The sequence below is a fragment of the Rhodococcus sp. USK13 genome, from assembly GCF_018343855.1.
Lineage (GTDB): Bacteria > Actinomycetota > Actinomycetes > Mycobacteriales > Mycobacteriaceae > Rhodococcus_F > Rhodococcus_F oxybenzonivorans.
The window spans coordinates 505,988-531,939 of the sequence record NZ_CP069242.1 but is presented as its reverse complement, the minus strand read 5'-3'; the positions used below and the strand labels follow the sequence as shown (position 1 = coordinate 531,939).

At 65.7% G+C, this 25,952-nt stretch carries 21 protein-coding genes; 13 read left to right on the top strand and 8 right to left on the bottom strand.

What is annotated here, in order from left to right:
* Positions 1-262: 262 nt before the first annotated feature.
* The 4 genes from JQT59_RS05275 to JQT59_RS05260 all read left to right on the top strand — a co-directional run bounded on the left by JQT59_RS05275 (position 263) and on the right by JQT59_RS05260 (position 4,505).
* Positions 263-1,162, top strand: a complete 900-nt coding sequence (locus JQT59_RS05275) for an alpha/beta hydrolase (protein WP_213575135.1) — start codon at positions 263-265, stop codon at positions 1,160-1,162.
* Between the two features lie 146 nt (positions 1,163-1,308).
* Positions 1,309-1,749 (top strand): tautomerase family protein, encoded by a 441-nt coding sequence (locus JQT59_RS05270; RefSeq protein ID WP_213575133.1) that lies wholly within the window; start codon positions 1,309-1,311, stop codon positions 1,747-1,749.
* Between the two features lie 108 nt (positions 1,750-1,857).
* Positions 1,858-2,631, top strand: a complete 774-nt coding sequence (locus tag JQT59_RS05265; RefSeq protein ID WP_213575131.1) for an SDR family oxidoreductase — start codon at positions 1,858-1,860, stop codon at positions 2,629-2,631.
* A gap of 1,358 nt (positions 2,632-3,989) precedes the next feature.
* Positions 3,990-4,505 (top strand): Rossmann-fold NAD(P)-binding domain-containing protein, encoded by a 516-nt coding sequence (locus tag JQT59_RS05260; RefSeq protein WP_213575129.1) that lies wholly within the window; start codon positions 3,990-3,992, stop codon positions 4,503-4,505.
* 461 nt (positions 4,506-4,966) lie between these two features.
* Here JQT59_RS05260 and JQT59_RS05255 read toward each other — a convergent pair whose 3' ends face one another.
* The 3 genes from JQT59_RS05255 to JQT59_RS05245 are packed head-to-tail and all read right to left on the bottom strand — an operon-like array spanning position 4,967 to position 7,176.
* On the bottom strand, positions 4,967-5,758 hold the full coding sequence (locus tag JQT59_RS05255) for an SDR family NAD(P)-dependent oxidoreductase (protein ID WP_213575127.1): 792 nt from the start codon (positions 5,756-5,758) through the stop codon (positions 4,967-4,969).
* 22 nt (positions 5,759-5,780) lie between these two features.
* A complete protein-coding gene (locus tag JQT59_RS05250; protein WP_213575125.1) occupies positions 5,781-6,035 on the bottom strand; it encodes a hypothetical protein in 255 nt (84 codons plus the stop codon).
* Entirely contained in the window at positions 6,013-7,176 is a 1,164-nt protein-coding gene (locus JQT59_RS05245) for a 3-ketosteroid-9-alpha-monooxygenase, oxygenase component (RefSeq protein WP_213575123.1), read from the bottom strand. Before JQT59_RS05245 ends, JQT59_RS05250 begins: the two co-directional genes overlap by 23 nt.
* Positions 7,177-7,360: 184 nt before the next feature.
* On the opposite strand from JQT59_RS05245, the gene hsaA reads away from it, so the two are divergent.
* Positions 7,361-8,527 (top strand): 3-hydroxy-9,10-secoandrosta-1,3,5(10)-triene-9,17-dione monooxygenase oxygenase subunit, encoded by a 1,167-nt coding sequence (hsaA, locus tag JQT59_RS05240; protein ID WP_213575121.1) that lies wholly within the window; start codon positions 7,361-7,363, stop codon positions 8,525-8,527.
* Here hsaA and JQT59_RS05235 read toward each other — a convergent pair whose 3' ends face one another.
* On the bottom strand, positions 8,528-10,066 hold the full coding sequence (locus JQT59_RS05235) for an FAD-dependent oxidoreductase (RefSeq protein WP_213575119.1): 1,539 nt from the start codon (positions 10,064-10,066) through the stop codon (positions 8,528-8,530).
* A 191-nt stretch (positions 10,067-10,257) separates the two neighbouring features.
* Between JQT59_RS05235 and JQT59_RS05230 the strand changes: the two genes are divergently transcribed.
* The 5 genes from JQT59_RS05230 (at position 10,258) to JQT59_RS05210 (ending at position 15,948) form a co-directional block, all read left to right on the top strand.
* The gene (locus tag JQT59_RS05230) at positions 10,258-10,869 is read left to right on the top strand and encodes a TetR/AcrR family transcriptional regulator (protein WP_201453489.1); all 612 of its coding nucleotides are present in this window, start codon (positions 10,258-10,260) and stop codon (positions 10,867-10,869) included.
* A 171-nt stretch (positions 10,870-11,040) separates the two neighbouring features.
* Positions 11,041-12,204 carry a steroid 3-ketoacyl-CoA thiolase gene (locus tag JQT59_RS05225; RefSeq protein WP_213575117.1) on the top strand — a complete coding sequence of 388 codons (1,164 nt, stop codon included), beginning with the start codon at positions 11,041-11,043 and terminating at the stop codon, positions 12,202-12,204.
* A gap of 25 nt (positions 12,205-12,229) precedes the next feature.
* Entirely contained in the window at positions 12,230-14,419 is a 2,190-nt protein-coding gene (locus tag JQT59_RS05220) for an acyl-CoA dehydrogenase family protein (protein WP_213575115.1), read from the top strand.
* Positions 14,420-14,425: 6 nt separating this feature from the next.
* Positions 14,426-15,301 carry a MaoC/PaaZ C-terminal domain-containing protein gene (locus JQT59_RS05215; RefSeq protein ID WP_213575114.1) on the top strand — a complete coding sequence of 292 codons (876 nt, stop codon included), beginning with the start codon at positions 14,426-14,428 and terminating at the stop codon, positions 15,299-15,301.
* Positions 15,298-15,948, top strand: a complete 651-nt coding sequence (locus JQT59_RS05210; protein ID WP_213575112.1) for a PaaI family thioesterase — start codon at positions 15,298-15,300, stop codon at positions 15,946-15,948. Before JQT59_RS05215 ends, JQT59_RS05210 begins: the two co-directional genes overlap by 4 nt.
* A 135-nt stretch (positions 15,949-16,083) precedes the next feature.
* Here the strand turns inward: JQT59_RS05210 and casG are convergent, their stop codons facing one another.
* Positions 16,084-17,745 (bottom strand): steroid-24-oyl-CoA synthetase, encoded by a 1,662-nt coding sequence (gene casG, locus JQT59_RS05205; RefSeq protein WP_213575110.1) that lies wholly within the window; start codon positions 17,743-17,745, stop codon positions 16,084-16,086.
* A gap of 155 nt (positions 17,746-17,900) precedes the next feature.
* Between casG and JQT59_RS05200 the strand changes: the two genes are divergently transcribed.
* Together JQT59_RS05200 and casI are read left to right on the top strand one after the other, a co-directional pair.
* Positions 17,901-19,094 carry an NADH:flavin oxidoreductase gene (locus JQT59_RS05200; RefSeq protein WP_213575107.1) on the top strand — a complete coding sequence of 398 codons (1,194 nt, stop codon included), beginning with the start codon at positions 17,901-17,903 and terminating at the stop codon, positions 19,092-19,094.
* The gene (gene casI, locus JQT59_RS05195; protein ID WP_213575105.1) at positions 19,091-20,788 is read left to right on the top strand and encodes a steroid-22-oyl-CoA synthetase; all 1,698 of its coding nucleotides are present in this window, start codon (positions 19,091-19,093) and stop codon (positions 20,786-20,788) included. Before JQT59_RS05200 ends, casI begins: the two co-directional genes overlap by 4 nt.
* Before the next feature lie 27 nt (positions 20,789-20,815).
* On the opposite strand, the gene JQT59_RS05190 is transcribed toward casI, so the two are convergent.
* Positions 20,816-21,805: a GlxA family transcriptional regulator gene (locus JQT59_RS05190; protein ID WP_213575103.1), complete on the bottom strand. Its 990-nt coding sequence runs from the start codon at positions 21,803-21,805 to the stop codon at positions 20,816-20,818.
* Positions 21,806-21,951: 146 nt separating this feature from the next.
* Here JQT59_RS05190 and JQT59_RS05185 point away from each other — a divergent pair, with 146 nt between their 5' ends.
* Positions 21,952-22,590 (top strand): isochorismatase family protein, encoded by a 639-nt coding sequence (locus JQT59_RS05185; protein WP_213575101.1) that lies wholly within the window; start codon positions 21,952-21,954, stop codon positions 22,588-22,590.
* 43 nt (positions 22,591-22,633) lie between these two features.
* Here the strand turns inward: JQT59_RS05185 and JQT59_RS05180 are convergent, their stop codons facing one another.
* Positions 22,634-23,167 (bottom strand): helicase associated domain-containing protein, encoded by a 534-nt coding sequence (locus JQT59_RS05180; protein WP_213575099.1) that lies wholly within the window; start codon positions 23,165-23,167, stop codon positions 22,634-22,636.
* Between the two features lie 315 nt (positions 23,168-23,482).
* Positions 23,483-25,282, bottom strand: a complete 1,800-nt coding sequence (locus tag JQT59_RS05175; RefSeq protein WP_213575097.1) for an alkyl/aryl-sulfatase — start codon at positions 25,280-25,282, stop codon at positions 23,483-23,485.
* Between the last annotated feature and the right edge of the window lie 670 nt (positions 25,283-25,952).

The following is a 25,952-nucleotide window of genomic DNA, read 5'->3' as shown; positions in this document are numbered from 1 at the left end:
CGAGACATTGTGCGACTCGCTCACCGCGCAACGGCACCACGGTCGAGTCGTACGTCGCGCCGTGAAACCGGCCGGGCCGAACCGGATGCGTCTCGACGGCCGGCCCAGTCCCGAAGCGGATATCGATGGGATTTCGCGGCCGAGGTAACGGCAAACCGCACGTGGCGGACGTGTACTCGGATTAGGCGCAAGCATCCCTTCAACGGTGTGTCCCACGTCACTACCTTCTTCAACAAGCGTACAAATTTCGGAAGGATCTCTAATGCCACGTGAGGATATTGAATTCTCAGCGGACGATGTCACCTTGCGCGGATGGTTCTATCCCGCGGAAGGAGTCGTTTCCAAGGGCCCAGTGGTGGTGATGGTCCATGGACTGTCCGCCGTCAAGGAAATGTATCTCGACGACTACGCCGAGTCCTTTTCCCAAGCGGGACTGAACGTTCTGGTGTACGACCACCGAAACTTCGGCGCCAGCGACGGCGCTCCGCGCCAGCACATCGATTCGATCACCCAGGCCCGCGACCTTCGCCACGCCATCACGTATGCGACTGGCCGCGAGGACGTCGACCCCGGCCGTGTCGGCATCTGGGGATCCAGCCATGGCGGCGGCCTCGTGCTGAGCGTGGCCGCGGTCGATCGTCGGGTGCGAGCCGTTGTCGCCCAGGTCCCGTTCATCAGCGGGTCCGGCCAGATGACGCGGCTCGTTCGTCCCGACTTCCTGCCAACGGTGCGCGCCCAGCTGGACGGCGAACGACGCAACATATACGACGGCGGGGAGCCCACGCTCATGCCGGCCGTCGACGCCGATCCGCTGGCTCCCGCGCTGATGTCCAGCGCCGAATCCTGGGAGTTCTTCACCAAAACCGCGCAGGACAGGGCTCCGTCCTGGCGCAACGAGGTGACCCTCGGTTCGCTCGAGCGGATCGTCGAGTTCGAGCCCGGCGACGGAATCCACCGGATCTCACCGACCCCACTACTGATGATCGTGGCTGACCAAGACATCAGTGCATACGCAGAACTCGCCTTCGAGGCCTACGAACGGGCCCTGCAGCCCAAGCAGTTGCTCGTACTGCCCTGTGGCCACTTCGACGTCTACACGGGTGCCGCATTCGAGACGACGTCAAAGGCTGCGTGCGACCACTTCGTGCGCGCCCTGGCATAGGACCCGTCCGCGACTACGGGCCCATCAAGAACCTTCGGGCGGGCAACATCAGACCTCAGTTTGATGAGCCCATTCGGACCGCCCGACAGAAGCAATCGCTATCGCGGCACAAATCCCGCCGCACTCATCATCAGGAGGAACCCGCAATGCCGTACTGGGAGATCTTTGCGCCCGAGAACGCCTTCACCCCCGCGGACAAGGAGCAGCTGTCCGAGGCGATCACGTCGATCTACGTGGACTACGTCAACCTGCCACGGTTCTACGTGGTCGTCCTGTTCAAGGACATGCCGAAGGAGACGATGTATGTCGGGGGAAAGGCGAACAACAACTTCGTCCGGATCCGACTCGATCACATCGCCCGGCAGATGGAGACCGCAGAGGTCCGCGCACTGATGATGACGGTGGCCGAGGAGAAGCTCTCGCCCTTCATCAAGGAGCGCGGCTACGACTGGGAGATCCACATCGACGAGACCCCCATGGACCTCTGGCGCACGCAGGGTCTCGTGCCGCCGCCGCCGGAGTCGGACATGGAGAAGCTCTGGGCCAAGGAGAACCGACCCATTCCGTACGACGTCGCTGCCTCGTGACAGAGGATCCCGCGGTACGGCGGCGCTGTGCCCCGGGCCTTGTCGGTCCTCTCATCCCGCGGAACTCGAACTGGCTCAGTACATCGTCTAATGGAAAGGAAGGTGGCCATGCCTGCATCACTCGAAGGTAAGGTCGTGATCGTCACTGGATCGGGCGGCGGAATCGGCGCTGTGATTGCCGCCCGGTTCGCGAAGGAAGGCGCTCGGGTTGTCGTCTCCGATCGACACCGCGGAGCCGCCGAGGCAGTTGTTTCCCGCATCCCCGGCGCGATCGCAATTCCGGCTGATGTGACCCGCGAGCAGGACGTTTCTGCGCTGATAGAACGCACTGTCGAAGAGCATGGGGCTTTGCATCACGTGGTCGCCAACGCTGGGATAATCAGCGCATCGCATCCGATCGCGGAGACGCCGCTCGATGTTTGGCGATCCACCATGTCAGTGAACCTTGACGGTGTCTTCCTGACCATCAAGCACAGCGCGGCGGCTATCGCGAATTCCGGTGGTGGATCGATCCTCACCCTCTCGTCCATTTCGGGGACCGGGGGCACACCTCTCGCGGCGGCTTACGGGGCGTCGAAAGCTGCAGTTCGTAACCTCACCGCAACAGCTGCAGGTGAACTCAGAGCACAGAAAGTCCGAGTTAACGCCCTGGTGCCCGGCTACGTTGATACTCCGCTCATTGAGTCTGAAGTCCCAGTTTGGGAGTCCACCATGGGCCTCGCCTCTGGCGGTTTCGCTCAGGTAATCGACCAGAAGCAGGGGCGGTTGATATCCCCAGAGGATATCGCAGATGCGGCTCTTTTCCTCACTTCGGACCAAGCTTCGATGATCACCGGGAGTGCCTTGACCGTCGACGGTGGTTTCACGAGCCAATTGTTCTGAAAAGTTCACAGGATGGGTTGTGTCACGGGAGTCCAACGTGAGGTCACCATAATTCAATGCCCGGCGAAATACAGCGGACTGCCCGGGAAACCGTTCCCCGGGAACCGCGGCTCGACGGCAGTCCACAGGCGGCGAGACCCTCGACCGCTGACCCCTTCGGCCGAGGGCCGTCACCCGTCGCGCGTGGACCGAGGACGAATGATCGAACCCACCTCCTCGGGCCCCGCGCGGCCCGGCGCGAGATCATCCTCACCCCCTTCGATGAACTCCTTGAACTTCGACATGTCGTGGCGGTGAATTCCCTGCTCTGCCCGGCAATGTTGGGGTGGTGGTGGAATCGATCTGCCGAACCTCCTTCACCCCCTCCAAGAACTGAGGAAACGACAAGGGCACTGGGGAATGAGGAATCTGATGCAGATACGCGAGTTGACTGGATAAGGGACTTATCAAATTCTGTCGATCTCATGGCGGGGAGTCGCTCATCGTTTGGGGTGTTTGATCGCGGGGGTAGCTGACCTCGAACCGGAGCGAATCTTGCGGTCCGGCCGCAAGGGTGCCTTGGCGGTGTGGCGTGATGCGGTGGCGTTCAAAACCCTCTACGGAGGGGCCTGCGCCGCAACGAAGTCCGGCACCTGCAGCTGCGTATCACAAATGTCACCGCCTCACCCAATTCACCAGGACCGCAGGTGAATACCCTCGGAGACGGCAGCGGAGGAGCGTTGCCACGAGTGGTCGTATTCGCAGGCCATGCGAATAACCAAATTACTAGTTTACATAATAATTGCTATTGGGCAAATAGAAATTCCTGTCTGCCAGCGCATTTGGAAGGCGACACTGCCGAAATAGTCGTGATCGCCGCAAGGCCGGGACGGGCCGCGTCCAGGACCAGCCCTTCGCGGAGAACGCCTACGAGTTGACCGCTTTCTGCCGGCACGAATGCGCCCGCGACCGTCACGATCGATCTCGGGAACCGCCCACAGGCCGGAGCCGGACCGTCGGCCCGTGTCGGGATCAGTGCCCGGAGTCCGGACCGACAAGGCCCGCGGCACAGCGACGCCGTACCCCGGGATCCTCAGTCACGAGACAGCGACGTCGTACGGAATGGGTCGGTTCTCCTTGGCCCAGAGCTTTTCCATGTCCGACTCCGGCGGCGGCACCAGACCCTGCGTGCGCCCAGAGGTTCATGAGGGTCTCGTCGATGTGGATCTCCCAGTCGTAGCCGCGCTCCTTGATGAAGGGCGCGAGCTTCTCCTCGGCCAATGTCTTGCGTGCATCGCCTAGCAGTGCGGCCCGGTTTGGGTCGCACAGCTAGGACGCGATCCAGGCGGGCGCCTCTAGCCGAATCGGCCAGGGTGTCAATGGTTGAACCGGTCGATGGTATGAACGCCGTCTATTTCGCTTATCCGGTGAATAGCGGAATCGTCCCCGCTGCAGCGAATCTGGCATCGGCAATCCGCGCAGGTGCTGACGTACCGCGTGTTGTTGTCATGTCCATGGCCCCGGCGAGCCCGGATAGTCCGAGTCATCTAGGACGTGCGCAAGCGCTCGCGGAGGAGATTCTGACGTGGAGCGGTCTCGATCCGATCGTTCTGCGGGTGGCCGGGTTCTTCCACGAGAACGTGGAAGTGATGCACGGCGACACCATCAGAGATGCCGGCATCATCCGTAACAACTTCGGTGAGGGATCCGTCCCGTGGATTGGTGCTAGAGATGCTGCCGATGTCGGGGTGGCCGCCATTATCGACCCACAGTTGTTCGGCGGCGGAAATATTCACTATCCACCGGGCGCGGAGTTGTTGAACCATGGGGATATCGCTGCGATTTTGACGACCGAGCTCGAGAAAGAGGTGACGTTCGAGACTGTCGACCGATAGCGGTGGCATGACGAATTGATCGAGCGAGGCAGGTCGGGGAACACTGCCGTCAACGCCGACATGGCGTTGCATATCTCGACTCTCGGTGAAGCCCTGAAGTCGGGAGCCGCGCCGAAAGTCGCGCCTGACACGGGGAGATTGGAAGCGCTGTTGGGCCACCGGCCTCAGACGTTCGCCGAGTACGTTGCCGAAAACCGCTCCATGTTCGTCGCCTAGACGAGGTTAGAACCTCACTTACCCGACGGTGAGGAATCAGTCTGCCTCTACAAAGCGCCCCCGTATCGGGGCGCCGGTATGCGCGCGGGCCGCGATGCCGAGTGCACGGTCGGCGAACGTCGTCACGAGCCCGCATTGCACGCCGGGTGCTCGCGCAGTCGAGGTCACCGCGATCACCCATGGCGCGGACGCCTATCGGTCTCCTCGTCTTGACGTCGGGCGGCGACCGTTGCGGCCGCCCGCCGTCACCCGCGACCAAGCAGCTTCCGCATACCCGCGGCGGCACCTTGCACGAGTGTGTCGCGGGGGAATCCGCTCCGCTTCTGGGCTGCTTCGTAGTTGCCGCCCGCCACCCAGACGGGTCCGTCGGCTAGGTGTGCGAGTCCTTCACGCGCGACATCTTCGGGTTCGGCGACGTTCATGCCGGGGAGGTCGAAGTTCAGTCCGGCCCGCACCATCGCGGGGGTGCGGGTGACGCCCAGGACCAGTTCGAGTACGTGGACGCCGAACGGTGCCAGTTCGAGCCACAGGCTTTCCGCGAAGATGCGCCCGAAGGCCTTCGATGCCGCGTAGATGCTCTGGTGTTCGGAACCCATATATCCGGCCAGCGACCCCACCAACATGATGCCACCCCGCCCGCGTTCCTTCATTCTCGCGCCGAAGTGATGCGAAAGCTGCAGTTGCGACGTGATGTTCAGGTCGATGACGCCCTGGAATCCGGTCAGGTCGCCGCTGACGAATTCGTGCCCGTAACCGTTCGCCCCGGCGTTGAAGATCAGCAGGCCCACCTCGATGTCGTCGGTGGCGATGCGGATGCGGTCGGAGGCGTCCGGCGAGAGGAGGTCGAGCGCGAGCGTGCGGACCTCCACACCGTTCGCGCGAACCTTCGCGGCCGTCTCCTCGAGTGGTTCCGGCTTGCGGGCGATGAGCACGAGGCTGATTCCGGCGCGGCTCAGTTCGTCGGCGAAACCTGCGCCGACGCCCTCCGACCCGCCGGCGATCACGGCCCATGGCCCGTACTGGTGGGTGTCGATCATGGGGTGTCCTTTCGAAGGAAGTTCAGGAGACGACGATGGGGGTGGGAACCGGATGGGGGTCGCGCACCGTGATGTCGCCCCGCTCCGCCGCTTGGGTGATGGATGTGGTCAGTGCGTCGCAGCCCTTCCGGGGGGACCCGGGACGGCCGTCGCCGGAGCGGGCGATCTGGTGGCACCGGCCGCGGGCGAGGTCGTCCCACTGCACGGACGTGTGCTCCCAGCTGTTCTTCTGGACCAGCACCCGCGCACCGCACTCAGTGCACTGCAGCGGCTGCATCGGATTCCAGCGCCTTTCGTGCGAGATTGTCTTCCACTTCCTTCTTCCACGACTCCACCGGGCGCGTGGTGTCGAGCTCGAACTCGAACCGTTCGGTCATCTGCGGTGTCACGTTGGCGGCGTCGACGTAGAACTGTTCGTACCACCGGCGCAATTGGTAGACGGGGCCGTCTTCCTCACACAGCAACGGGTTCTCGATGCGGGTCTTGTTCTTCCAGATCTCGATGTCCTGCTCGAATCCCTTGGCGATGAAGGTGCCGAAGTTCTTCGCCATCTCGGTGGCGGCATCACCCTCGAGTTCTTTCGACTTCTTGACGATGATCCCGTACTGCAGCACGAACTCGTCTGCGCTGACCGGATAGTGGCAGTTGATCAGGACGGAGTCGACGTCGTGGGTCTCGTACTGGTAGGTGAGGTCGTCGACCATGAACGACGGGCCGAAATAGGTGGCATCCGAACGACTTCCCACCATCTTGGGTTGTCCGGAGGCGTGCGGGCGCATGTCCTCGCGGGCCTGGCCGCGCATGAACTGGCTGGCGACGTGGCCTTCGAAGACGTTCTTGAAATAGGTGGGGAACGAGTAATGGACGTAGAAGAAGTGCGCCATGTCGACGATGTTGTCCACCACTTCACGACAATTCGTGTTCACCGTGGTGCGGTACCAGACCCAGTCCGTCCAGTCGTCGTCGAGCGCCCCCTCGATTCGGGGAATCGTGACGTCGGCCGGCGGCAGGTTACCCTCCGGGTCGTTCCAGACGAACAGCATTCCGTCCTGATCGAGGGTGTGCCACGAGCGGGTACGAGCCAGCGGCGGTACGCGGCGGGCATACGGGATCTTCTTGCAGCGCCCGTTGCTGCCCCAGCGCCAGTCGTGGAACGGACACGCGACCTCGTCACCCTTGACGGTGCCTTGGCTGAGGTCGCCACCCATGTGCCGGCAGTAGCCGTCGAGTACGGCGAGTTTGCCAGAGCTGTCGGCAAAGACCACCAGTTTGGTGCCGAAGGCCTCGAGGGAATGCGGCTGGCCGTCCCGGAAATCCTGGGACAAACCGAGGCAATGCCAGCCGCGGGCGAATCGGGTCGGTGCAGCGCCCGCAACGATCTCGCGGACCTCGTCTCTGTCGGACTGCTGGGTGCTCACGATGCGTCCCGTCCTCTCCTGCTCGTTCGTACCTGTGGTGTTCAGCACGCTAGGTCAGTGGGAGGAGGCCGATCCGAGACGTCTCACTGGACGGGACCGGTTGACGTGTGGTGGGTGTGCGCACGCTTCCCGTTGAGCGAGACGGTCGTCCACGGTGCCCCGATCGCGCAATACCCTTCCGCAGATGGTCAACGAGGTGCTGCTGTCGGTCCGTGAATTGCTGCCCATGATCGCAGAGCGCGCCGACAAGGTGGACGAATCGCGACGCGTGTCCGAACAGGTGATCCGCGAACTCGGGGACGCCGGGATGTTCGCAATGCTGCAGCCCAAGCGATACGGGGGTGCGGAGTGCAATCCTGTTCACTTCTACGAGACGGTGCGTGCGATCTCGGGGGTCTGCGGATCGACGGGTTGGCTCGCGTCGGTGCTGGGTGTGCATCCGTGGCACCTGGCGCTGTTCGACGACCGCGCTCAGCGCGACGTGTGGGGCCACGACAATTCGGTGCTGCTGTCGTCCGCGTACGCCCCCGTGGGGCGGCTGACGCCTGTGGACGGCGGCTACCGGCTGTCCGGTGACTGGCACTTCTCCTCGGGTTGCGAGCACGCGTCGTGGGCGCTGCTCGGGGCGATGGTGGTGGGAACGGAAGGTAGGCCGGTCGATTTCCTCACCGTGCTCGTACCGAGGTCGGATTACCGCATCCACGACGTGTGGGACGTGGTCGGTATGCGGGGGACGGCCAGCAACGAGATCACCGTCGACGACTGTTTCGTGCCCGACTACCGGACCAAACGCAACTTCGAGACCGCGCAGTTACGGGGAGCGGGGCAGAAGGTGAACCGGGGACCGCTCTACCGCTTGCCGTTCGCCACCATCTTCACCACGGCCGTCACCGCCCCCGGTGTGGGTGTGGTGGCCGGCTGCTACGAGCGGTTCCTGACGGTGATGCGTGAACGCGTGCGTCTGAGCCTCGGGGGTGGCCGCTTCGTGGAGGACCAGTTCGCCCAGGTGTCGGTGGCCCGGGCGTCGTCCGAGATCGATGCGGCGATCCTGCAGATGGACCGCAACGTCCGTGAGCTGTGGGAGCTCGCGGTCGCGGATGAGGAACTTCCGATGGCGCTGCGGTTGAGAGTCCGTCGCGACCAGGTGCGGGCGACCGAGCGGGCGCTGGACGCGATCGACCTGCTCTTCAAGACTGCCGGGGGCAGCTCGCTGTCTCGGGGCAACGCGATCGAACGGGCCTGGCGCGACGCTCACGCGGGCAGCGTGCATGTGGCCAACGAACCCGAACGCGCCCTCGCACTGTTCGGCAGGGGCGCGTTCGGACTTCCGGTGGAGGACAACCTCGTCTGATCAGTTCCGCATGTGTTGCACTGCCCGGTAGGAGAACACCATTGCGGTGCCCAACGGGACCCCGGGGCCGGGATAGAAGCGTCCGCTCAATGACGCGCTGGTGTTCCCTGCCGCGTACAGCCCGTCGATCGGGCTGCCGTCCGCGCGAAGCACGCGGGCATCGGCGTCGGTGCGGACGCCACCCTTCGTGCCGAGGTCGCTGAGGATGATGCGGGCAGCGTAGAACGGCCCCTGTGCGATCGGTCCGAGCGCCGGATTCGGTGGTGCATCGGCACCCGTTCCGGGCGGGCAGAAGAAGGCGTCGTAGGGATCCTCGCCGCGGTGGAACGCCTCGTCGACACCGTGCTTCGCGTAGTCGTTGAACTGTTCGACGCTGCGCCGAAGCGTGTCGGACGGGACGCCGATCTTCTCTGCGAGTTCCTCGATGGTGTCGGCGGTGACCCAGGTGCCCGCCTCGAGGTGTTGCTGCGCCGGAATCGACGGGATGGAGATGGCCGGCAGAACGGGGCCGCCCTCCCTGGAATCGAAGACCAGATAATTGTTCGCACTTCGGTGTTCGATCATCGCGCGGCCGAACTGGTCGTAAGGCAGCGACTCGTTGAGGTACCGCTCCCCGGTGTCGTCCACCAGGATTCCGCCTCGCACACCCACCATGAAAGCGCCTGAGCAGTCTGGAAGTTCGACACCCGGGCACCACCAGGCCTCGTCGAGGAGTGCCGTGTCGGCGCCGACCTCCACGGCCGCCGCCAGCAGATCGCCGGTATTCGCCCCCCGCGGTCCCATGCTCCACTCGGCTTTCCCCGGCGTGCCGTTCTCGGTACGCAGACCGGCGTTGCCCTCGATCCCTCCGGCGGCGAGGAGAACGCCGCGCCGTGCACGTATGCGGATCGTCTGCCCGGCCGCGTCGGTGGCCGCGGCACCCACGACGCGACCGTCCTCGACGATCAGTGTGTGGGCCGCCGTCTCGGTGCGGAGCTCCGCATGGCCGGTCCCGTACAACGCCATCAGGAGACGCCCGATCAGCGCGCGGCCGCCGATCAGAGTTCCCTCGGGGTGCGGCTGCCCGGCGCGATCGACGTCGGCCTCCGGACGGATGACCTCACGAAGGTCACCGATCTCGTCACCGGGCAGATCGAGGGGATTGATCGCGCGGCCGGCGTCCATGCGGCCCGGCGCCTTGTAGTAGTCGGGGAAGGGACGCCACTCGAAGTCGAGGTGCGGGTTCTGCTCGAGGAAGTCGACGACCTCAGGGGCGGTGGCGACGTACGCCTCCTGGCGTTCGACCTCGGAGTCGCCGACCACGGCGCGCAGATAGGTGCGAGCCAGCTCGGTGGAGTCGCCGATGCCTGCCCGTTCCTGGACAGCTGTGCCCGGAAGCCAGACGGCGGCGCCCGAGTAGGCGGAGGTGCCGCCGAAGAGTGGAGTCTTCTCGAGGACGAGGGTGCGCATTCCCTGCGCGGCGGCCGTATATGCGCCGGTCAGCGCGCCGCCGCCCGAGCCGACTACAAGAACGTCGCACTCCGTTGTCCAGTCCTGCATCGTCGTGTCCTCCGTTGGGGTGGGTGATGCCTGTGGGTGTTGACTGACGCCCAGTCGTGGCGTCCACGCAATCGCATTCGGGCGACGTAATGCACCGCTGGTCCCACTCACCGGACGCATTTCGGCGCCGCCGCGATCGAATGCCAGAATTGGGCTGGATCCGAGGCTGCTCGGGGAGAAGGGGATCGAGGGTGCCGAGAATCGCGGAGGTCAGGGACGCTGCCGAACCGAGTTCGGAGGAACAGCGGGCGCGCCATGTGCGCATGCTGGAGGCGGCCGCCGAGCTTGCGTCCGAAAAGGAGCTCGCCCGGGTCCAGATGCACGAGGTGGCGAAGCGCGCCGGTGTCGCCATCGGCACGCTGTACCGGTACTTCCCGTCGAAGACGCACCTGTTCGTCGCGGTGATGGTCGACCAGATCGATCAGATGGGCGCCGGATTCTCGAAGGGTGTCGCGTCGGACACCACTCCCCAGGACGCCGTCTACAACGTGCTGGTGCGGGCCACTCGTGGCCTCCTGCGCCGGCCTGCGCTGTCCACGGCGATGATTCAGTCCACCAGCACCGCGAATGTTGCCACCGTCCCGGATGCCGGGAAGGTCGACCGAGCCTTCCGCCAGATCATGCTCGATGCGGCGGGGATCGAACACCCGACCGAGGGTGATCTGACCGCGCTCCGCCTCGTGGTGCAGCTGTGGTTCGGGGTGGTCCAGTCGTGCCTCAACGGCCGGATCTCGATTCCCGACGCCGAATCGGATATTCGCAAGGGCTGCGACCTGCTGCTCGTCGGTCTTTCCCGCCGCTGATCGTTCTCGGCACAAGGGTCGCGCACCGCCACGCCTAACGGGGTGCAATTCATTCTCGACGCCTCCGCACGGGCACTACGAGCCAGCGCATTGATCTGTCCTGATAAATAGAATACGTTTCAGAAATGCCGCCCTGGCGTGAATCCTGGCGGCTCAGCGAAGGAGCCAACAATGGGCAACGCAGTCATCGTCGACGCGGTCCGGACACCGATAGGTCGCCGGCGCGGCGCATTGTCCGGACTGCATCCGGCAGAACTGCTCGGAGCGGCGCAACGCGGCGTCCTCGAGCGGGCGGGAGTCCCCGCCGAAAACATCGGTCAGATCGTCGGTGGCTGCGTCACCCAGGCCGGTGAGCAATCCAACAACGTGACCAGGCAGGCGTGGCTGCACGCCGGTCTGCCGTATGGCACTGCCGCCACCTCCATCGATTGTGCGTGCGGGTCGTCGCAGCAGGCCGTGCACCTGGTGGCCGGCCTGATTGCCTCGGGGCAGATCACCGCGGGAATCGGATGCGGTGTGGAGGCGATGAGCCGGGTGTTCCTCGGTCAGGCGTTGACCCCCGAGACGGGAAGCCCCTATCCCGACGACTGGTCGATCGACATGGGCGACCAGTTCACGTCTGCGCAGCGCATCGCGGAACGGCGTGGAATCGCCCGTCGCGATGTGGACGCGTTCGGCCTCGAGTCGCAGCGCCGCGCCGCTCAGGCCTGGGCCGAGGGACGGTTCGACCGCGAGGTCGTCCCCGTCACCGCGCCCGTCGTGGACAAGCAGGGCGTGCGCACGGGTGAGAAAGCAGTGGTCACCCGGGACGGGGGACTGCGAGAGACGACGGCCGAGGCTCTGGCAGCACTGAAGCCGGTGATCGACGGGCACATCCACACCGCAGGCAATTCCTCGCAGATCAGTGACGGCGCCGCGGCCGTACTCCTCATGAGCGAGGAACGGGCCGGCGAACTCGGGCTGCGTCCGCGCGCCCGGATCGTCGCGTCGGGCATGGTCGGCTCCGATCCCTACTTTCACCTGGACGGACCGATCGAGTCGACGGCACTGGTCCTCGAACGGGCCGGAATGTCGTTGGCAGACATCGATCTCGTCGAGATCAACGAGGCGTTCGCCTCGGTCGTGCTGTCCTGGGCGCAGGTTCACGAGGCAGACCTGTCCAAGGTGAACGTCAACGGTGGTGCGATCGCCCTCGGGCATCCAGTGGGATCGACCGGTGCGCGACTGATCACCACGGCACTGCACGAGCTGGAACGGGCAGACAAATCCACCGCCCTGATCACCATGTGCGCGGGCGGGGCGCTATCTACCGCAACCATCATCGAACGCATCTGACACCCGAGAACTCGACGAGGCCGACATGACAATGGGATTGACCGAAGAAGAGCGGGACCTGCGCGACTCGGTGCGGGGATGGGCCGCTCGAACCGTGACGCCGGACGTGCTGCGGCAAGCGGTGGAAGCGAAAACCGAACAGCGACCGCTGTTCTGGAATGCGCTCGCCGGTCTGGGCGTGCTGGGGCTGCACCTGCCGGAAGAGGTGGGAGGCGCCGGGTGCGGCCTGGTGGAACTCGCGGTGGTCGCCGAAGAGCTCGGCAGGGTTCTGGCTCCCGGACCATTTCTGCCGACCGTGGTGACGAGTGCCGTCCTGAACGAAGGCGGCCACAGCGGTCGGCTGTCCGGGTTGGCCGACGGTTCGATGTTGGGAGCCGTGTCCCTGCAATCGGGTTCGTTGCGGATCTCCCGCCACGGCGACGAGGTAATCCTCGACGGCGAGTCGGGGTACGTCCTCGGCGGTCAGGTGGGTGATCTGTTCCTGCTGGCGGCGCGGGACGGCGACACGACGGTGTTCGTGGTGCTGCCACGCGAGCACCTCGACGTCACCGACCTGCCGAGCCACGACGTGGTGCGCCGCAACGCCGTCGCCGCCGCGCACGGCATCATCCTTTCGGAAGACGCGGTCCTGTCGATCGATTCGCGGCTTGTCCTCGATCTCGCGGCCACCCTCTTCGCCGCCGAGGCGTCGGGCATCGCCGACTGGGCCGTCGCTACCGCCGCGGACTACGCGAAGGCGCGGCACCAGTTCGCCCGACCCATCGGCCAATTCCAGGGCGTCAAGCACCGGGTGGCCCGTATGCTCACCCTCGCCGAACAGGCCCGGGTGTGCGCCTGGGACGCCGCCCGCGCCATGAGCCCGGACACTGTTCCCGCCGAGGCGTCGCTGGCCGCGGCGGTAGCCGGAGCCACCGCACCCGAGGCAGCGTTCTCGGTGACCAAGGACTGCATCCAGGTGCTCGGCGGCATCGGCTACACCTGGGAACACGACGCTCACCTGTATCTGCGACGGGCGCAGTCGTTGCGAATCCTGCTCGGGTCCACCGCGTCGTGGCGGCGTCGGGTCGCCCGTGCCACCCTCGACGGCAGCCGGCGCGTGCTCGGGATCGAACTGCCACCGGAGGCGGACCGCATCCGCACCGAGGTGCGTGCCGAGCTGGCTCCGGCGGTCGGTCTGGCCGAACAGGAGCGCAAGCGCTACCTGGCCGAAAGAGGCTATGCGACACCGCATCTCCCTGCACCGTGGGGGAGAGGCGCAGCTGCCGTCGAACAACTCGTGATCGCCGAGGAACTCCGCGCCGCTCAGGTGAAGCCGCACGACATGATCATCGGCAACTGGGTGGTCCCCACATTGATCGCACACGGCAACGAAAATCAGGTGCAGCGATTCGTGCCACCGTCGTTGCGCGGTGACCTCGTCTGGTGCCAGCTGTTCTCCGAGCCGGGCGCCGGGTCCGACCTCGCCGGACTGAACACCAAGGCCACCAAGGTCGACGGTGGCTGGGTGCTGCAGGGCCAGAAGGTATGGACGTCGATGGCCCGCGACGCGCACTGGGGCATCTGCCTGGCGCGGACGGCCCCGGATGCGCCGAAACACAAGGGCCTGTCGTACTTTCTGATCGACATGAAGTCCAGCGAGGGACTCGACATCCGGCCGCTGCGGGAGATCACCGGTGAGGCGCTGTTCAACGAGGTGTTCCTCGACAACGTCTTCGTCCCGGACGAGTTGCTGGTGGGTGAACCGGGTGACGGCTGGAAGCTGGCCCGCACCACACTGGCCAATGAGCGGGTCTCGCTTTCGCACGACTCCTCCCTCGGATCCGGCGGCGAGGCGCTGTTGACTCTGGCCGCCGACCTGCCCGGCGGGATCGACGACGAGCAGCTGACGGTGCTCGGCAAGGTGCTCTGCGACGCGCAATCCGGTGGCTTGATGGGGCTGCGCACCACCCTGCGCTCGATCGCCGGTGGGCAGCCGGGTGCCGAGTCCTCGGTCGCGAAACTGCTCGGCGTCGAACACATCCAGCAGGTGTGGGAGGTGGCGATGGACTGGGCGGGACCACGCGCCCTGCTCGGTGAGCAGGGCCGCACGTCGGACACCCAGATGTTCCTGAACGCGCAATGCATGTCGATCGCGGGCGGCACCACCAACGTCCAGCTCAACATCATCGGTGAACGCCTCCTGGGTCTGCCCCGCGACCCCGAGCCCGGAAAGTGACCTGACATGAGTATCGATGTGAACGTCGCCTTGACCGCGGAACCGGCAGTTCGGGAGGCGTCGTGGACCGAACGCGACGTCCTGCTCTATCACCTCGGCGTCGGGGCGGGCGGCAACGCGGTGGACCCCGCCGAACTGCGGTGGGTGTACGAGAAGAACCTGCGGGTGCTGCCCACGTTCGCCCTGGTGGCCGGGCAGGGTGTTTCTTCGGGATCGGCGCCGAGTGCCGGGCTGACCATGCCCGGCATCGATGTGGATCTGCGCAAGATACTGCACGGCGGGCAGACACTGACGGTGCATGCGCCGATCCCGTCCTCGGGCACCGCCCGGGTGTCCTCGCGAGTGGCCGACGTGTGGGACAAGGGCAAGGCTGCCGTCATCGTGCTCGAGCAGACGGCCACCGACTCGGACGACGGTCACCCGTTGTGGACGACGGGGATGCAGATCTGGGCCCGTGATGAGGGCGGGTTCGGCGGGTCCCCCGGTCCCGAGTCGGTGGCCACGCTGCCGGAGCGGAAACCCGACAAGGTGCTGGCGTCACACACCGGAACGGGACAGGCGCTGCTGTACCGGCTCAGCGGCGATATGAACCCGTTGCACGCCGACCCCCAGTTCGCGTCCGCCGCGGGGTTCGACCGCCCGATCCTGCACGGGCTCGCCTCGTACGGAGTGGTGTGTAAGGCCGTCGTCGACGGGATGCTGGACGGCGACCCCACCCGCGTGCGCACGTACTCGGCGCGGTTCGCCGGCTCCCTCTATCCGGGTGAGACGATCGACATCGCTGCCTGGCGGGACGGCGACGTGCTCACGCTGCGGGCGACGTGTCCCGAACGGATCGGACAGCCCGTCCTCACACACACCACGATGGAGATTCGCCCGTGAACACCAGCACGCATCCCACCTTCGAGAACAGCACCGCGGGAACAGTGTTGACGTCCCCCTCCGACGGGGCCGCGGTCGACCGGGCCACCGAGGCGGCGCGCCGCGTGATCGACGCCCTGCTGCGCACCGACCGAGCCAACGCCAACCTCGAGCGAGTGGCCGAGGAGTTGAACAGCATCGCCGAGCACCTCGAGGAGCACGCACCCGCGGTGGCCGAGCGGCTGATCGACATGTGGAACGGGGAGGGCGTTACCCGGCACGATCCGGTGACCGGACCGGAGAATGCGCTGGCACCACCCGTAGTCCTCGAAGGCCTGGCGGACGGCTCGGTGCAGGGCACCGTCACCTTGACCATCCCGTACCAGGGTCCGCCCGGGCATGTCCACGGTGGTGTCTCGGCGCTGCTGCTCGACCACGTGCTGGGTGTTGCCAACGCGTGGGGCGGAAAGTCCGGCATGACAGCACAATTGAGTACGCGGTACCACCGTCCGACCCCACTGTTCGAACCGCTCACCCTGACCGGAAAGCTGATCGGCGTCGACGGGCGGAAAATCTCCACCGTGGGCGACATCAGGACCGCGGACGGGCAGGTGTGTGTGTCGGTCGAGGGACTGTTCATCGACAGGACCGTCCCCAGGCCGCGCTGAGAGGGGCAGGATGCAGGACATGACCGAAGTCCTACGGTCCGAGAACAAGGCTGCATCCGCTGATCTCTTTTCCGCCCAATGCCCCAGTGGTGCAGTTATTCTGCACCACTGGGGCATTCGGCGTTCTCGGGGGGATCAGACCGCGATGTCGCGGCGCAGCATTTTCCCTGTCGCGTTGCGCGGCAGGAGGTCGGTGGTGATTCGCCAGCGGGTCGGGACCTTGAAGTACGACAGACGTTCGGCCGCGTAGTCCCGCAGCTCCGCCTCGGTGGTCGTGGCACCGGGCCGAAGTACCACCACGGCCGACACCTCCTGTCCCAGATCCTCATGCGGCGTTCCGATCACCGCGCACTCGAGGACACCGGGATGTTCGTCGAGGCACTGTTCGATCTCGGTGGGGTAGACGTTCTCGCCGCCGCGCAGAATCAGATCGGAGCGACGTCCCGTCAGCCGAAGCCGGCCGTTCTCGACAACGCCGTAGTCGCCGGTGCGCAACCACCGGCCCGGCGCGATTGCCGCGGCGGTGGCGGCCTCGTCCTCCCAGTAGCCGAGCATCACGAAGGGGCTGCGCACGCACACTTCGCCCTCGACTCCGTCCGGGAGCCACTTCCCGTACGGATCGCGGATCTCCATGCTGACCGTGATGATCGGCCTGCCCAGCGTGCCCGGGTACTGCTCGAGTTCGGGGCCGGCGGCCACGGCGATGGCCGTACTGCACTCGGTGAGACCGTAACTGTCCACCAGCGCGTCCCGGGCGAACGGCACCTTCTCCCGCAGCCGTTCCTTGAAGGCGACCGACGACGGTGCCGACGCCAGCGAGAACGCCGTCAGCGAGGACAAGTCGTACTTCTCCAGGTTGTCGAGTTCGACCAACCTCGACGCCATGGTGGGGACCGCACCCCAGTTGGTGACCCGTTCCCGCTCGATCAGGGCGAGCACGGCGTCCACGTCGAATCCGCCCTGATACATGACGACGGCGCCGCCGGTGGCGAGCCGCGGCACCACCAGGTTGTGCAGGCTCGCGATGTGGAACAGAGGGGACGTCAACAGGTAGCGCCGCGGGCTCGGGACGGCCGGGTCGGTGGGCGACCCCGTGAACTCGGCGACCACCGCGTCACTGAACCGGTGGTAGTCGACCACCGCGAGGATGTTGCGCTGCGAATGCAATGCGCCCTTGGGGCGGCCGCTGGTGCCACTCGTGTAGAGAATGGCGGCCGGATCATCCTCGTCGACGTCCGTGTGGGGCATCGGGGCGCCCGCGTACCGGTCGAAGATCCGGGGCAGATCGTCTTCCATGGTGAGAACCGGGACTTCCGTTCCGGCCGCGGCGAGCGTCTCGGCCCGCTTCGCGTCGACGATGACGACGGTGGGACGGCTGTGCGTCAGCCCGTACTCGACCTCACGCGGTACCCACCAGCCGTTGAGTCCCACGCTGATGGCGCCGAGCACCTGCGTGGCCCAGAAGGCGATCACCCATTCCGGAGTGTTGGCGGCGAGGATCGCGACCCGGTCGCCCTTGCGGACACCGTGCTCATCGCGCAGCGCGGTCGCGAGTGCCGCCACCGCCGCCGCGTGCTCGGTGTACGACAGCCGGCGGTCGGCGGTCACGAGGTAGTCCCGGTCTCCCCACTGCAACGAGGTGGCGAGCAGGTCGCCCACCGCCCGTCCGCGGTTCTTCATCACCGGCATGCGTGTGCCCAGTACGGGCTCCTCGACGATCTCGAACCGGCCACCGGGCCCCGTGAGGCGGGACATCACCTGATCCAGGTGCAGCAATGGATCTGTAGGGGCAGTCATGGGGCCGGCCTTTCGTCCTCGGGCACTCGTACCGACACAAGATGGCACGCCGTGGCGGGGCTTCGGTTGCGGTTACCACTCACTGAGACTGGCCCGATCCGCGGTGCCTCCGCGCCGTTACGTTCGTCAGCGAATCGCAGCTGGAGGGACACCTAATGACCATAGATCTCGACCCGCCCACCGTGAAGGTCGATCCACTCGGGCCGGCCAAGCTCGGGCCGATCACTCTGCGCAATCGCGTCATCAAGGCCGCGACGTACGAGGGACTCACGCCGAAAGGTCTGGTCACCGACGAACTGATCGAGTTTCATCGGCAGCCGGCGGCGGGTGGGGTCGGCATGACCACCGTCGCCTATTGCGCCGTCGCCGCCGATGGCCGCACGGCTCCCGGCCAGATCACCTGGCGTGACGACGCGATGCCGGGACTGCGGAAGCTGACCGACGCCATCCATGCGGAGGGGGCGGCGGTGTCTGCACAGATCGGGCATGCGGGGCCGGTGGCCGGCGCCAAGTACAACGGCGCCCCCGCGCTGGCGCCGAGCACCCAGTTCCGTCTGACGACGCAAACCTTGGCGCGAGCGGCAACCGTCGCCGACATCGAGCGGATCACCGCTCAGCACGTCGACGCCGCGAAGCGGGCCATCGAGGCCGGCTTCGATGCGATCGAGCTGCACTTCGGGCACAACTACTTCATCAGCTCGTTCCTGAGCCCCCGGACCAATCGGCGCAAGGACCGATACGGCGGCAGCCTCGAGAACCGCGCGCGGCTCGCGCGCGACACCGCGCGGGCCGTCCGCGACGCGGTGGGCGATCGGATCGCAATCCTCGCCAAGCTGAACATGGACGACGGTGTGGCGGGGGGTTTCTGGGTGGACGAGGCCATCCAGGTGGCGCAGTGGCTCGAGCAGGACGGCTCGCTCGACGCACTCGAACTGACGGCGGGCAGCTCGCTGCTGAATCCGATGTACCTGTTCAAAGGTGATGCGCCACTGCGAGAATTCGCGGCCGCCATGCCGCAACCCACCAAGCTCGGCATCCAGCTCGTCGGCAAGCATTTCCTGAGGGAGTACTCCTATCGCGACGCCTACCTGCTCGACGACGCCCGTCAGATCCGGGCGGCAGTCACCATGCCGCTGGTGCTTCTCGGTGGTATCACCGGCAAGGCGAGCATCGACCTCGCCATGGAAGAGGGCTTCCAGTTCGTGGCGATCGCGCGTGCATTGCTGCGTGAGCCTGATCTGGTCAACCGCATCACCGCGGAGACCCACAGGCCGGGCCTGTGCAATCACTGCAACAAGTGCATGACAGCGATCTACGGTGGCACCCATTGCGTGCTCCGGAAGCCATGACCGCGCACACGCCGTCGAGAGGAGAGCTCGAGTTGGAACGCACAACGATCGCCCAGATGCTGCTCGACCGGTTGGGTGACGAACGGCTGGGAGTCCGCACCCGCGAGCAAGATTGGACGTGGGACGCGGTGGTTCACGAGAGTGCGGCGCGTGCCGCACTCGCCGCGTCGTTGCGTCGCGGCGGTCCGTTCCACATCGGTGTGCTGCTCGAGAACACCCCCGAGTTCCTGTTCTGGCTGGGTGGCGCGGCGCTCGAGGGAGCGACGATCGTCGGCATCAACCCCACCCGCCGCGGGGCCGAACTCGAGGCCGAGATCCGGTACGTCGACTGCCAGCTGATCGTCACGGATGCCGCTGGCAAGTCGCAGCTCACCGGTCTCGACCTCGGATTGTCCGAAGACCGATTCCTCCTCGTGGACGATCCGATGTACGCGGATCGGGTGGCGTCCTGCTGGGGGGAGCACCCCGCAGCGGATCCGGCGATCGACGACTCGACGCTGTTTCTGTTGCTGTTCACCTCGGGCACGACGGGCACGTCGAAAGCCGTGCGGTGCAGCCAAGGTCGCCTGGCGCGCCTCGCCTACTCCAACACGGTGAAGTACGGCCACGTACGGGAGGACGTCGACTACTGCTGCATGCCGCTGTTCCACGGAAACGCCCTGATGGCGTTGTGGGCGCCCGCACTCGCCAACGGGGCCACCGTGTGTCTGCCGCGCAAGTTCTCGGCCTCGGGCTTCCTGCCCGACGTCCGGTTCTTCGGCGCCACCTTCTTCACCTACGTGGGCAAGGCGCTGGCGTACCTGATGGCCACGCCGGAGTTGCCGGACGATTCGGACAACACGCTCGTAAGGGGTTTCGGCACGGAGGCCTCGCCGGAAGACAAGGCCGAGTTCGTCCGACGGTTCGGCGCCGAACTGTACGAGGGGTACGGCTCCAGCGAAGGCGCAGGCTCGGTGACGCTCGACCCCGCCGCCCCCGAGGGTGCGCTCGGCAGACCCGCTCACGAGAACATCGTCATCGTCGACCCCGACACCCTCGAGGAGAAAGCCCGGGCCCGGCTCGACGAGCACGGCCGCGTCCTCAACCCGGACGAGGCGATCGGTGAGATGGTCGACAAGGCGGGAGCAGGGCGATTCGAGGGTTACTACAAGAACGAGGATGCGGTTGCGGACCGCATCAGGCACGGCTGGTACTGGACCGGTGACCTCGGCTACCTCGACGAGGAGGGGTTCCTCTACTTCGCGGGACGCAAAGGTGACTGGATTCGGGTGGACGGGGAGAACACCTCCGCGCTGATGGTGGAACGGATTCTGCGACGCCATCCCAAGGTGATCGCCACCGGTGTCTACGCCGTTCCCGACCCCCGGTCGGGCGACCAGGTGATGGCCGCCGTCGAGATGTCCGACCCCAGCGACTTCGACCCCGCGGACTTCGCATCCTTCCTAGCCGGCCAGGACGACCTGGGTACGAAGTCCGCGCCCCGCTTCATCCGCGTGTCCACCGACCTGCCCGTGACGGGATCGAACAAGGTGCTCAAACGTGCTCTACAGGAACAAGGTTGGCGGTGTGATGATCCGGTCTTCCGATGGGTGGGACGCGGCGCCCCCGAGTACCACGAAATGACCGAGAGCGAGAAGACCGCGCTGGAGCAGGAATTCCACACGCACGGGCGGCAACGGTTCCTGCAGGTGTGACGGTGAGGTGGGCACAAGATCGGGGGGTCATATCTCGGGTCGGGTGAGTGTCGTGTCGGCCATGTTGCCGCGCTGGTCCGCGAATTGCCGTCGGTACGCGGAGGGGGAAATCGCGAATGCTGCGGCAAATCTCTGCCGAAGGGTGACGCTGCTCCCGAAGCCGCATTTCGCGGCGATGGAGTCGATTCCCCAGTCGGTCGTTTCGAGTAGTGCCCGAGCTTCTTGCAGGCGGTGTTCGAGTATCCAGCGTGCTGGGGTCGTTCCGGTGGATTGCTGAAAGTGGCGTACGAAGCTGCGTCTGCTCATCCGCGCCTGGTCGGCGAGTCGGTCCACGGTGAGCGGCTCGTCGAGATGGTTGAGTGCCCATTCCTGCACTTCGGCCATGGTCGTGTCGGATACCGGCTGAGCCAGCGGGCGATCGATGTACTGTGCCTGCCCTCCTTCCCGGTGAGGGGCGACGACCAGGCTACGGGCGATCCGGGTGGCGACGGCAGACCCGAGATGTTTGCGAACCAGATGTAGGCAGGCGTCGATCGCCGAGGCCGTCCCCGCCGAGGTAAGGACGTCACCGTGATCGATGTAGAGCACCGAGGAGTCGACCTTGCTCCCGACGCTGCGTTCAGCAAGTAGCGGCATCACCTCCCAATGCGTGACCGCGGAACGTCCTCCGAGCAGGCCGGTGTCGGCGAGAGCGAAAGCGCCCAGGCACAGACCGACAATGGCAGCGCCGCGGGCATGCGCGGACGTGATCGCAGTCTTCAACTCGTCGTTGACCGGTGTGAGGGACTGAGGCCAGGAAGGAATGACGACGATGTCGGCCCACTCGACGGTGTCCGGCCCTGCCACCTCGCCGATTGGGTATCCCTCGATGGTGCGAACGGTTCCTGCACGATCCGACCACAAACGCGTCTGCCAGTCGGGTGCGAGCCCAAGGCGGCCCACCTCGCCGAACACCATCAGCGGTGCCGCCAGGTGGAACATCGTGATGTCGTCGAACGCGTAGACAGCGATACGCATGATGCCTCCGAGGTTGGCCTGATTCCATCGAAAGTATGCATCCATGCCACTCGTAGAGGAAACCGATGTGCCGAACACTGGGACGGGTCGCGTCCACACCATGGCGCGACCCCGTCAACAAGCAACGAAGCTGAAGGGGAAAACTTATGACCGCACCTCGCCGCGCCCTCGTCGTCGTCGATGTCCAGCAGGAGTACTTCGAGGGACCACTCGAGATCCAGTACCCACCGCGTGCGGAGTCACTCGCCAACATCGTGAACGCTGTGGAGACAGCCACCATGCGTGAGATTCCGGTTCTCGTTGTGCAGCATCAGATGCCGCAGGGCGCCCCCGTTTTCGTCGAGGGAACCGAAGGGTGGTCGCTGCATCCGGAGATCGAACGGCGCATCGAGCCGGCTACCAAGCGGGTGCACAAGCAGTACGGGAGCGTGTTCGCGGGTACGGATGTGGCGCAATGGTTACACGCGCACAACGTCGACACCATCACGATCGTCGGATACATGACCAACAATTGCGACCTCGCCACAGCGGTGGAGGCCGAAGGGCTCGGGTTCGCCACCGAAATCCTGTCCGACGCCACGGGTGCCATCAGTCTGGCCAACGAGGCCGGCACGATCTCCGCGCAGTCCCTGCACACGGCATTGATGGTGTTGCTGCAGTCGAACTTCGCTGCCGTGTCGACCACTGCACAGTGGATCGAAGCGCTGACGTCGGACTCGGCGCTGCCCAAGAACAACCTGGTGCAATCGGCCATCGACGGACGCTCGGCGGTCGCCCTCGCCTGACGGGGTGCCAGGCCAACGTGCGTGCAGCCAGCCGGATTGGTGTTCAGATCCGCGCTGGTGGCCGCCGGCCAGGGTGACGGACTGCCGATCCGGTGCGCTGGGCCGACGTACGCGGTCCCCGCGGGCGCGGACTGGGCGAGACCCCGAGAACAGTGAGCGGGCCGCGCTCGTCGTCCGGAAGTGCGTCGGCCCGCCACTTCTTCACCGCCCGATAGAGCCACTGACCGACCTGCTCCCCGTCCGCTGTGACGTAGTTCGCGGGAACCAGTGCGTTCCCGTGCTCTTCGCGGTACGCGGCGATTTCGGTGAGCATTCGCCGCCGCTTGCCGTCGATCCGGGACACGGTCGGCAGTGGGGTGTCGTCGTCGCTCCACACGAACCCGATCGCATCGAGTTCCGCAATGCGGTGCGGTGGCAGGGTGCCGAGCATGCGCGCCACCCTCTGGCGGTGTTGCCAACGACCGAGGTGGAACCCACTTTCGGTGACGTAGTCAGCTGGGATCGCGGTGTGGGGGTGTTGGCGGCGGAAGTCGGCGTAGAGCTGCACAGGGGAGGAGGCGGGCTGGTTCGCTGGCATCGGAATCGCACCCTTCCGGAGGCTCTCACACGTAATGGGGTTTGTCATCACGTCAAGTATGTCCACCAGTTGGACGATGTAGCAAGACAGTTGGCCCCGTTGTTCGCTGTGTCGGTGAGTTTCGGTGTTGGGTCGCGTCGGCACTGCGACCGAACTGCAAGCCTTCCGAACCGGGCGCGCGGGCGATCGACCGATCTGCACCTTCACCTGGTGAGCAAGTGCCACAGAAGAATTAGGTGGTCGAACTGTATGCCGCGGCCCGGCGAGGATTTTCGCCGGGCGCTTCAGGCAATCGATCGGTGATACTCGACGCGATCACGGGGTGACAATGGTGAAGGCCGGGTCGGGGGCGTCGGTCAGTTCGACGATCCTGGTGATGGCTGTCACGTCACCGTCCATCGTGACGGTGTCGGTTCCGGAACCGGCCAGAAGGCCGAGCAACTGCGGCTTCGTCAGCTTCACCACGAGGTCGGCCGGATCGGACCGCTTTGTCGGGAAGTGGATCAACACGCCGCTCGACAACTCCATGCGGTAGGTCTCGTCCACGTCGGTGAAGTGCCAGCGGATCGTCGCCGACACATCCCAGGCCCGCGGACCGTCGATGCGGATCGCGATGCTGTCGAAGATCTGCGTGATGGTGAGCGCGGTGGCCATGCCCGCTGCACTGACCTCGGCCGGATGCGGCGGGCCATCAACCTCGCTTGCGCCGACGAGGAAGTTGTTCCGCCACGTCGCGCACTCGGAGCCGTAGCCGAGTCGGGTCAGCACGTCGGTGAGCACCTCTTTGGCGCCGGCGTGATTCGGCTCGGCGAACACCGCATGGCTCGCGAGTTCGGCGGCGAAACGCAGATCGCCTTCGGCAGCGAACTCCCGGGCCTTCGCGACGGCGGCATCGATTCCACCGATCGCACGGACGTAGCGGGCGCCTGCCGCCTCCGGGGGGTGCTGCCACAGGTGCGCCGGGTTGCCGTCGTACCAACCGAGGTAGCGCTGATAGATCGCCTTCACGTTGTGGCTGACCGAGCCGTAGTAGCCGTGGGTGTGCCACGCGGCGTCCAGAGCGGGCGGCATCGGAAAGTCTTCAGCGATTTCGGTGCCCACCTGCCCTTGGTTGAGGCGGCGCAGCGTTTGATCGTGGAGGTAGGCATAGAGGTCGCGCTGTTCGGTGAGGTACCCGATCAGGTCGTCGGTACCCCAGGTCGGCCAGTGGTGCGAGGCGAAGGCGACGTCCGAGTCGTAGGCGAACATCTCGATCGCCTCGGTGAGGTACCGCGACCAGTTGCGTGCGTCGCGTACCTCCGCGCCCCGCAACGTCAGCAGATTGTGCAGATTGTGGGTCGCGTTCTCCGCCAGGCAGAGCGCGCGATGGGCGGGGAAGAAGAAGTTCATCTCCGACGGGGCCTCGGTTCCCGGAGTCACTTGGAACACCATGCGGACGCCGTCGAGCGTCTCCTCCTGCCCCGTGTGGGTGATATCGAGCGTGGGTGCGAGCAGTCCCACGGTTCCGTTCGATGTGCTGGGCCCGAGGCCCGCCCCCAGGGTGCCGGTCGCGCCGACGGGCAGCACGATTCCGGTGTGGAACATGCCGCGCCGCAGCATCGCACCGCCGGCGTAGACGTTCTCGGAGACCGCGTGCTCGAGGAAATGCTCGGGGGCGACGATCGGCACGGTGGTGTCGGCGTCGACGACACCGAGTACGCCACCGAAGTGGTCGATGTGAGAGTGGGTGTAGATGACAGCGGTCACCGGGCGGTCGCCACGATGCTCGCGATACAGCGCGAGCCCGGCCGCGGCGCACTCGGCAGAGACCAGCGGGTCGATCACAACCACCCCGGTCTCGCCCTCGACGAGCGTCATGTTCGACAGGTCGTAGCCACGGATCTGATAGATCCCCGCGGTGACCTCGAACAGTCCGTGGATCGCAGTCAGCTGCGCTTGCCGCCAGAGGCTCGGGTTCACCGTGTAGGGACAGTCACCGGTGGTCGCCGCGGCAAAGCCCTCGGCGTCGTACACCACCCGGCCGTCACCGGCGCGGACCTGCGCAGGTTCGAGCACGGCGACAAGACCGCGGTTGGCATTGTCGAAATCGGTGCGATCGGCGAAATCGGCGGACATCGGCACTCCTCGCAAAATGGGTCGTGGTGGGTTCCGCACCCACGGCCCCACTCTCCTGATTCGGGGCCGCCCCTGGCATCACCCTTCCTAGGTGAAGTCGACGACACCTGACTGCCACGAAGAACGCTGACGTGGGTCAGTGCCTTCACATGCGGCGATCTCGGAGGTAGCGCGCACGTTGGCGAGCATGGTGAGTTCGTAAGAGGTCTGGTCCGGTCGGTCACAGTGCCATGTGCCCACCAGTCTTGGCTCTGCGCAGCCAGTTCGGTTCCACCGGTCATGAGCGTGGTGTTCGAGCCCGCATCATTTCGTCATCGCGTCCCATCACTCGAGCGTGCTCGCATGTAAATTTCGGAGGGTGGCGGCAGCGGCGTCACCTTTTCTGCCGTCGCGGTGTACATCGCGTACGAGGCGCTTTCGACGGCCCGCGTGCCCCTCCAACAGAACAGATCCACCGAATGGAGAGTGTCCGGAATTGCTATATCAGACAAGCGATCGGCCGTTACGCGTGTAGTTGGGCGTCGACGTCTCGGGGGTGGAAGCACCGCTCGACCCCGGCGCCTACTACGACTGACAAGGAGACCGCGGTTGGGCCCAGCTACAGCTGGCCGCTGCTTGACACTAGAGCCCCTCGGATGTCTTCTTTTTTTCGCCCGGACGTTTGCCGTCC

Coding starts and splice junctions, on each gene's coding strand:
- JQT59_RS05275 (WP_213575135.1), top strand. CDS start 263: ATGCCACGTGAGGATATTGAATTCTCAGCGGACGATGTCACCTTGCGC.
- JQT59_RS05270 (WP_213575133.1), top strand. CDS start 1,309: ATGCCGTACTGGGAGATCTTTGCGCCCGAGAACGCCTTCACCCCCGCG.
- JQT59_RS05265 (WP_213575131.1), top strand. CDS start 1,858: ATGCCTGCATCACTCGAAGGTAAGGTCGTGATCGTCACTGGATCGGGC.
- JQT59_RS05260 (WP_213575129.1), top strand. CDS start 3,990: ATGGTTGAACCGGTCGATGGTATGAACGCCGTCTATTTCGCTTATCCG.
- JQT59_RS05255 (WP_213575127.1), bottom strand. CDS start 5,758: ATGATCGACACCCACCAGTACGGGCCATGGGCCGTGATCGCCGGCGGG.
- JQT59_RS05250 (WP_213575125.1), bottom strand. CDS start 6,035: ATGCAGCCGCTGCAGTGCACTGAGTGCGGTGCGCGGGTGCTGGTCCAG.
- hsaA (WP_213575121.1), top strand. CDS start 7,361: ATGGTCAACGAGGTGCTGCTGTCGGTCCGTGAATTGCTGCCCATGATC.
- JQT59_RS05235 (WP_213575119.1), bottom strand. CDS start 10,066: ATGCAGGACTGGACAACGGAGTGCGACGTTCTTGTAGTCGGCTCGGGC.
- JQT59_RS05225 (WP_213575117.1), top strand. CDS start 11,041: ATGGGCAACGCAGTCATCGTCGACGCGGTCCGGACACCGATAGGTCGC.
- JQT59_RS05220 (WP_213575115.1), top strand. CDS start 12,230: ATGACAATGGGATTGACCGAAGAAGAGCGGGACCTGCGCGACTCGGTG.
- JQT59_RS05215 (WP_213575114.1), top strand. CDS start 14,426: ATGAGTATCGATGTGAACGTCGCCTTGACCGCGGAACCGGCAGTTCGG.
- casG (WP_213575110.1), bottom strand. CDS start 17,745: ATGACTGCCCCTACAGATCCATTGCTGCACCTGGATCAGGTGATGTCC.
- JQT59_RS05200 (WP_213575107.1), top strand. CDS start 17,901: ATGACCATAGATCTCGACCCGCCCACCGTGAAGGTCGATCCACTCGGG.
- casI (WP_213575105.1), top strand. CDS start 19,091: ATGACCGCGCACACGCCGTCGAGAGGAGAGCTCGAGTTGGAACGCACA.
- JQT59_RS05190 (WP_213575103.1), bottom strand. CDS start 21,805: ATGCGTATCGCTGTCTACGCGTTCGACGACATCACGATGTTCCACCTG.
- JQT59_RS05185 (WP_213575101.1), top strand. CDS start 21,952: ATGACCGCACCTCGCCGCGCCCTCGTCGTCGTCGATGTCCAGCAGGAG.
- JQT59_RS05180 (WP_213575099.1), bottom strand. CDS start 23,167: ATGCCAGCGAACCAGCCCGCCTCCTCCCCTGTGCAGCTCTACGCCGAC.
- JQT59_RS05175 (WP_213575097.1), bottom strand. CDS start 25,282: ATGTCCGCCGATTTCGCCGATCGCACCGATTTCGACAATGCCAACCGC.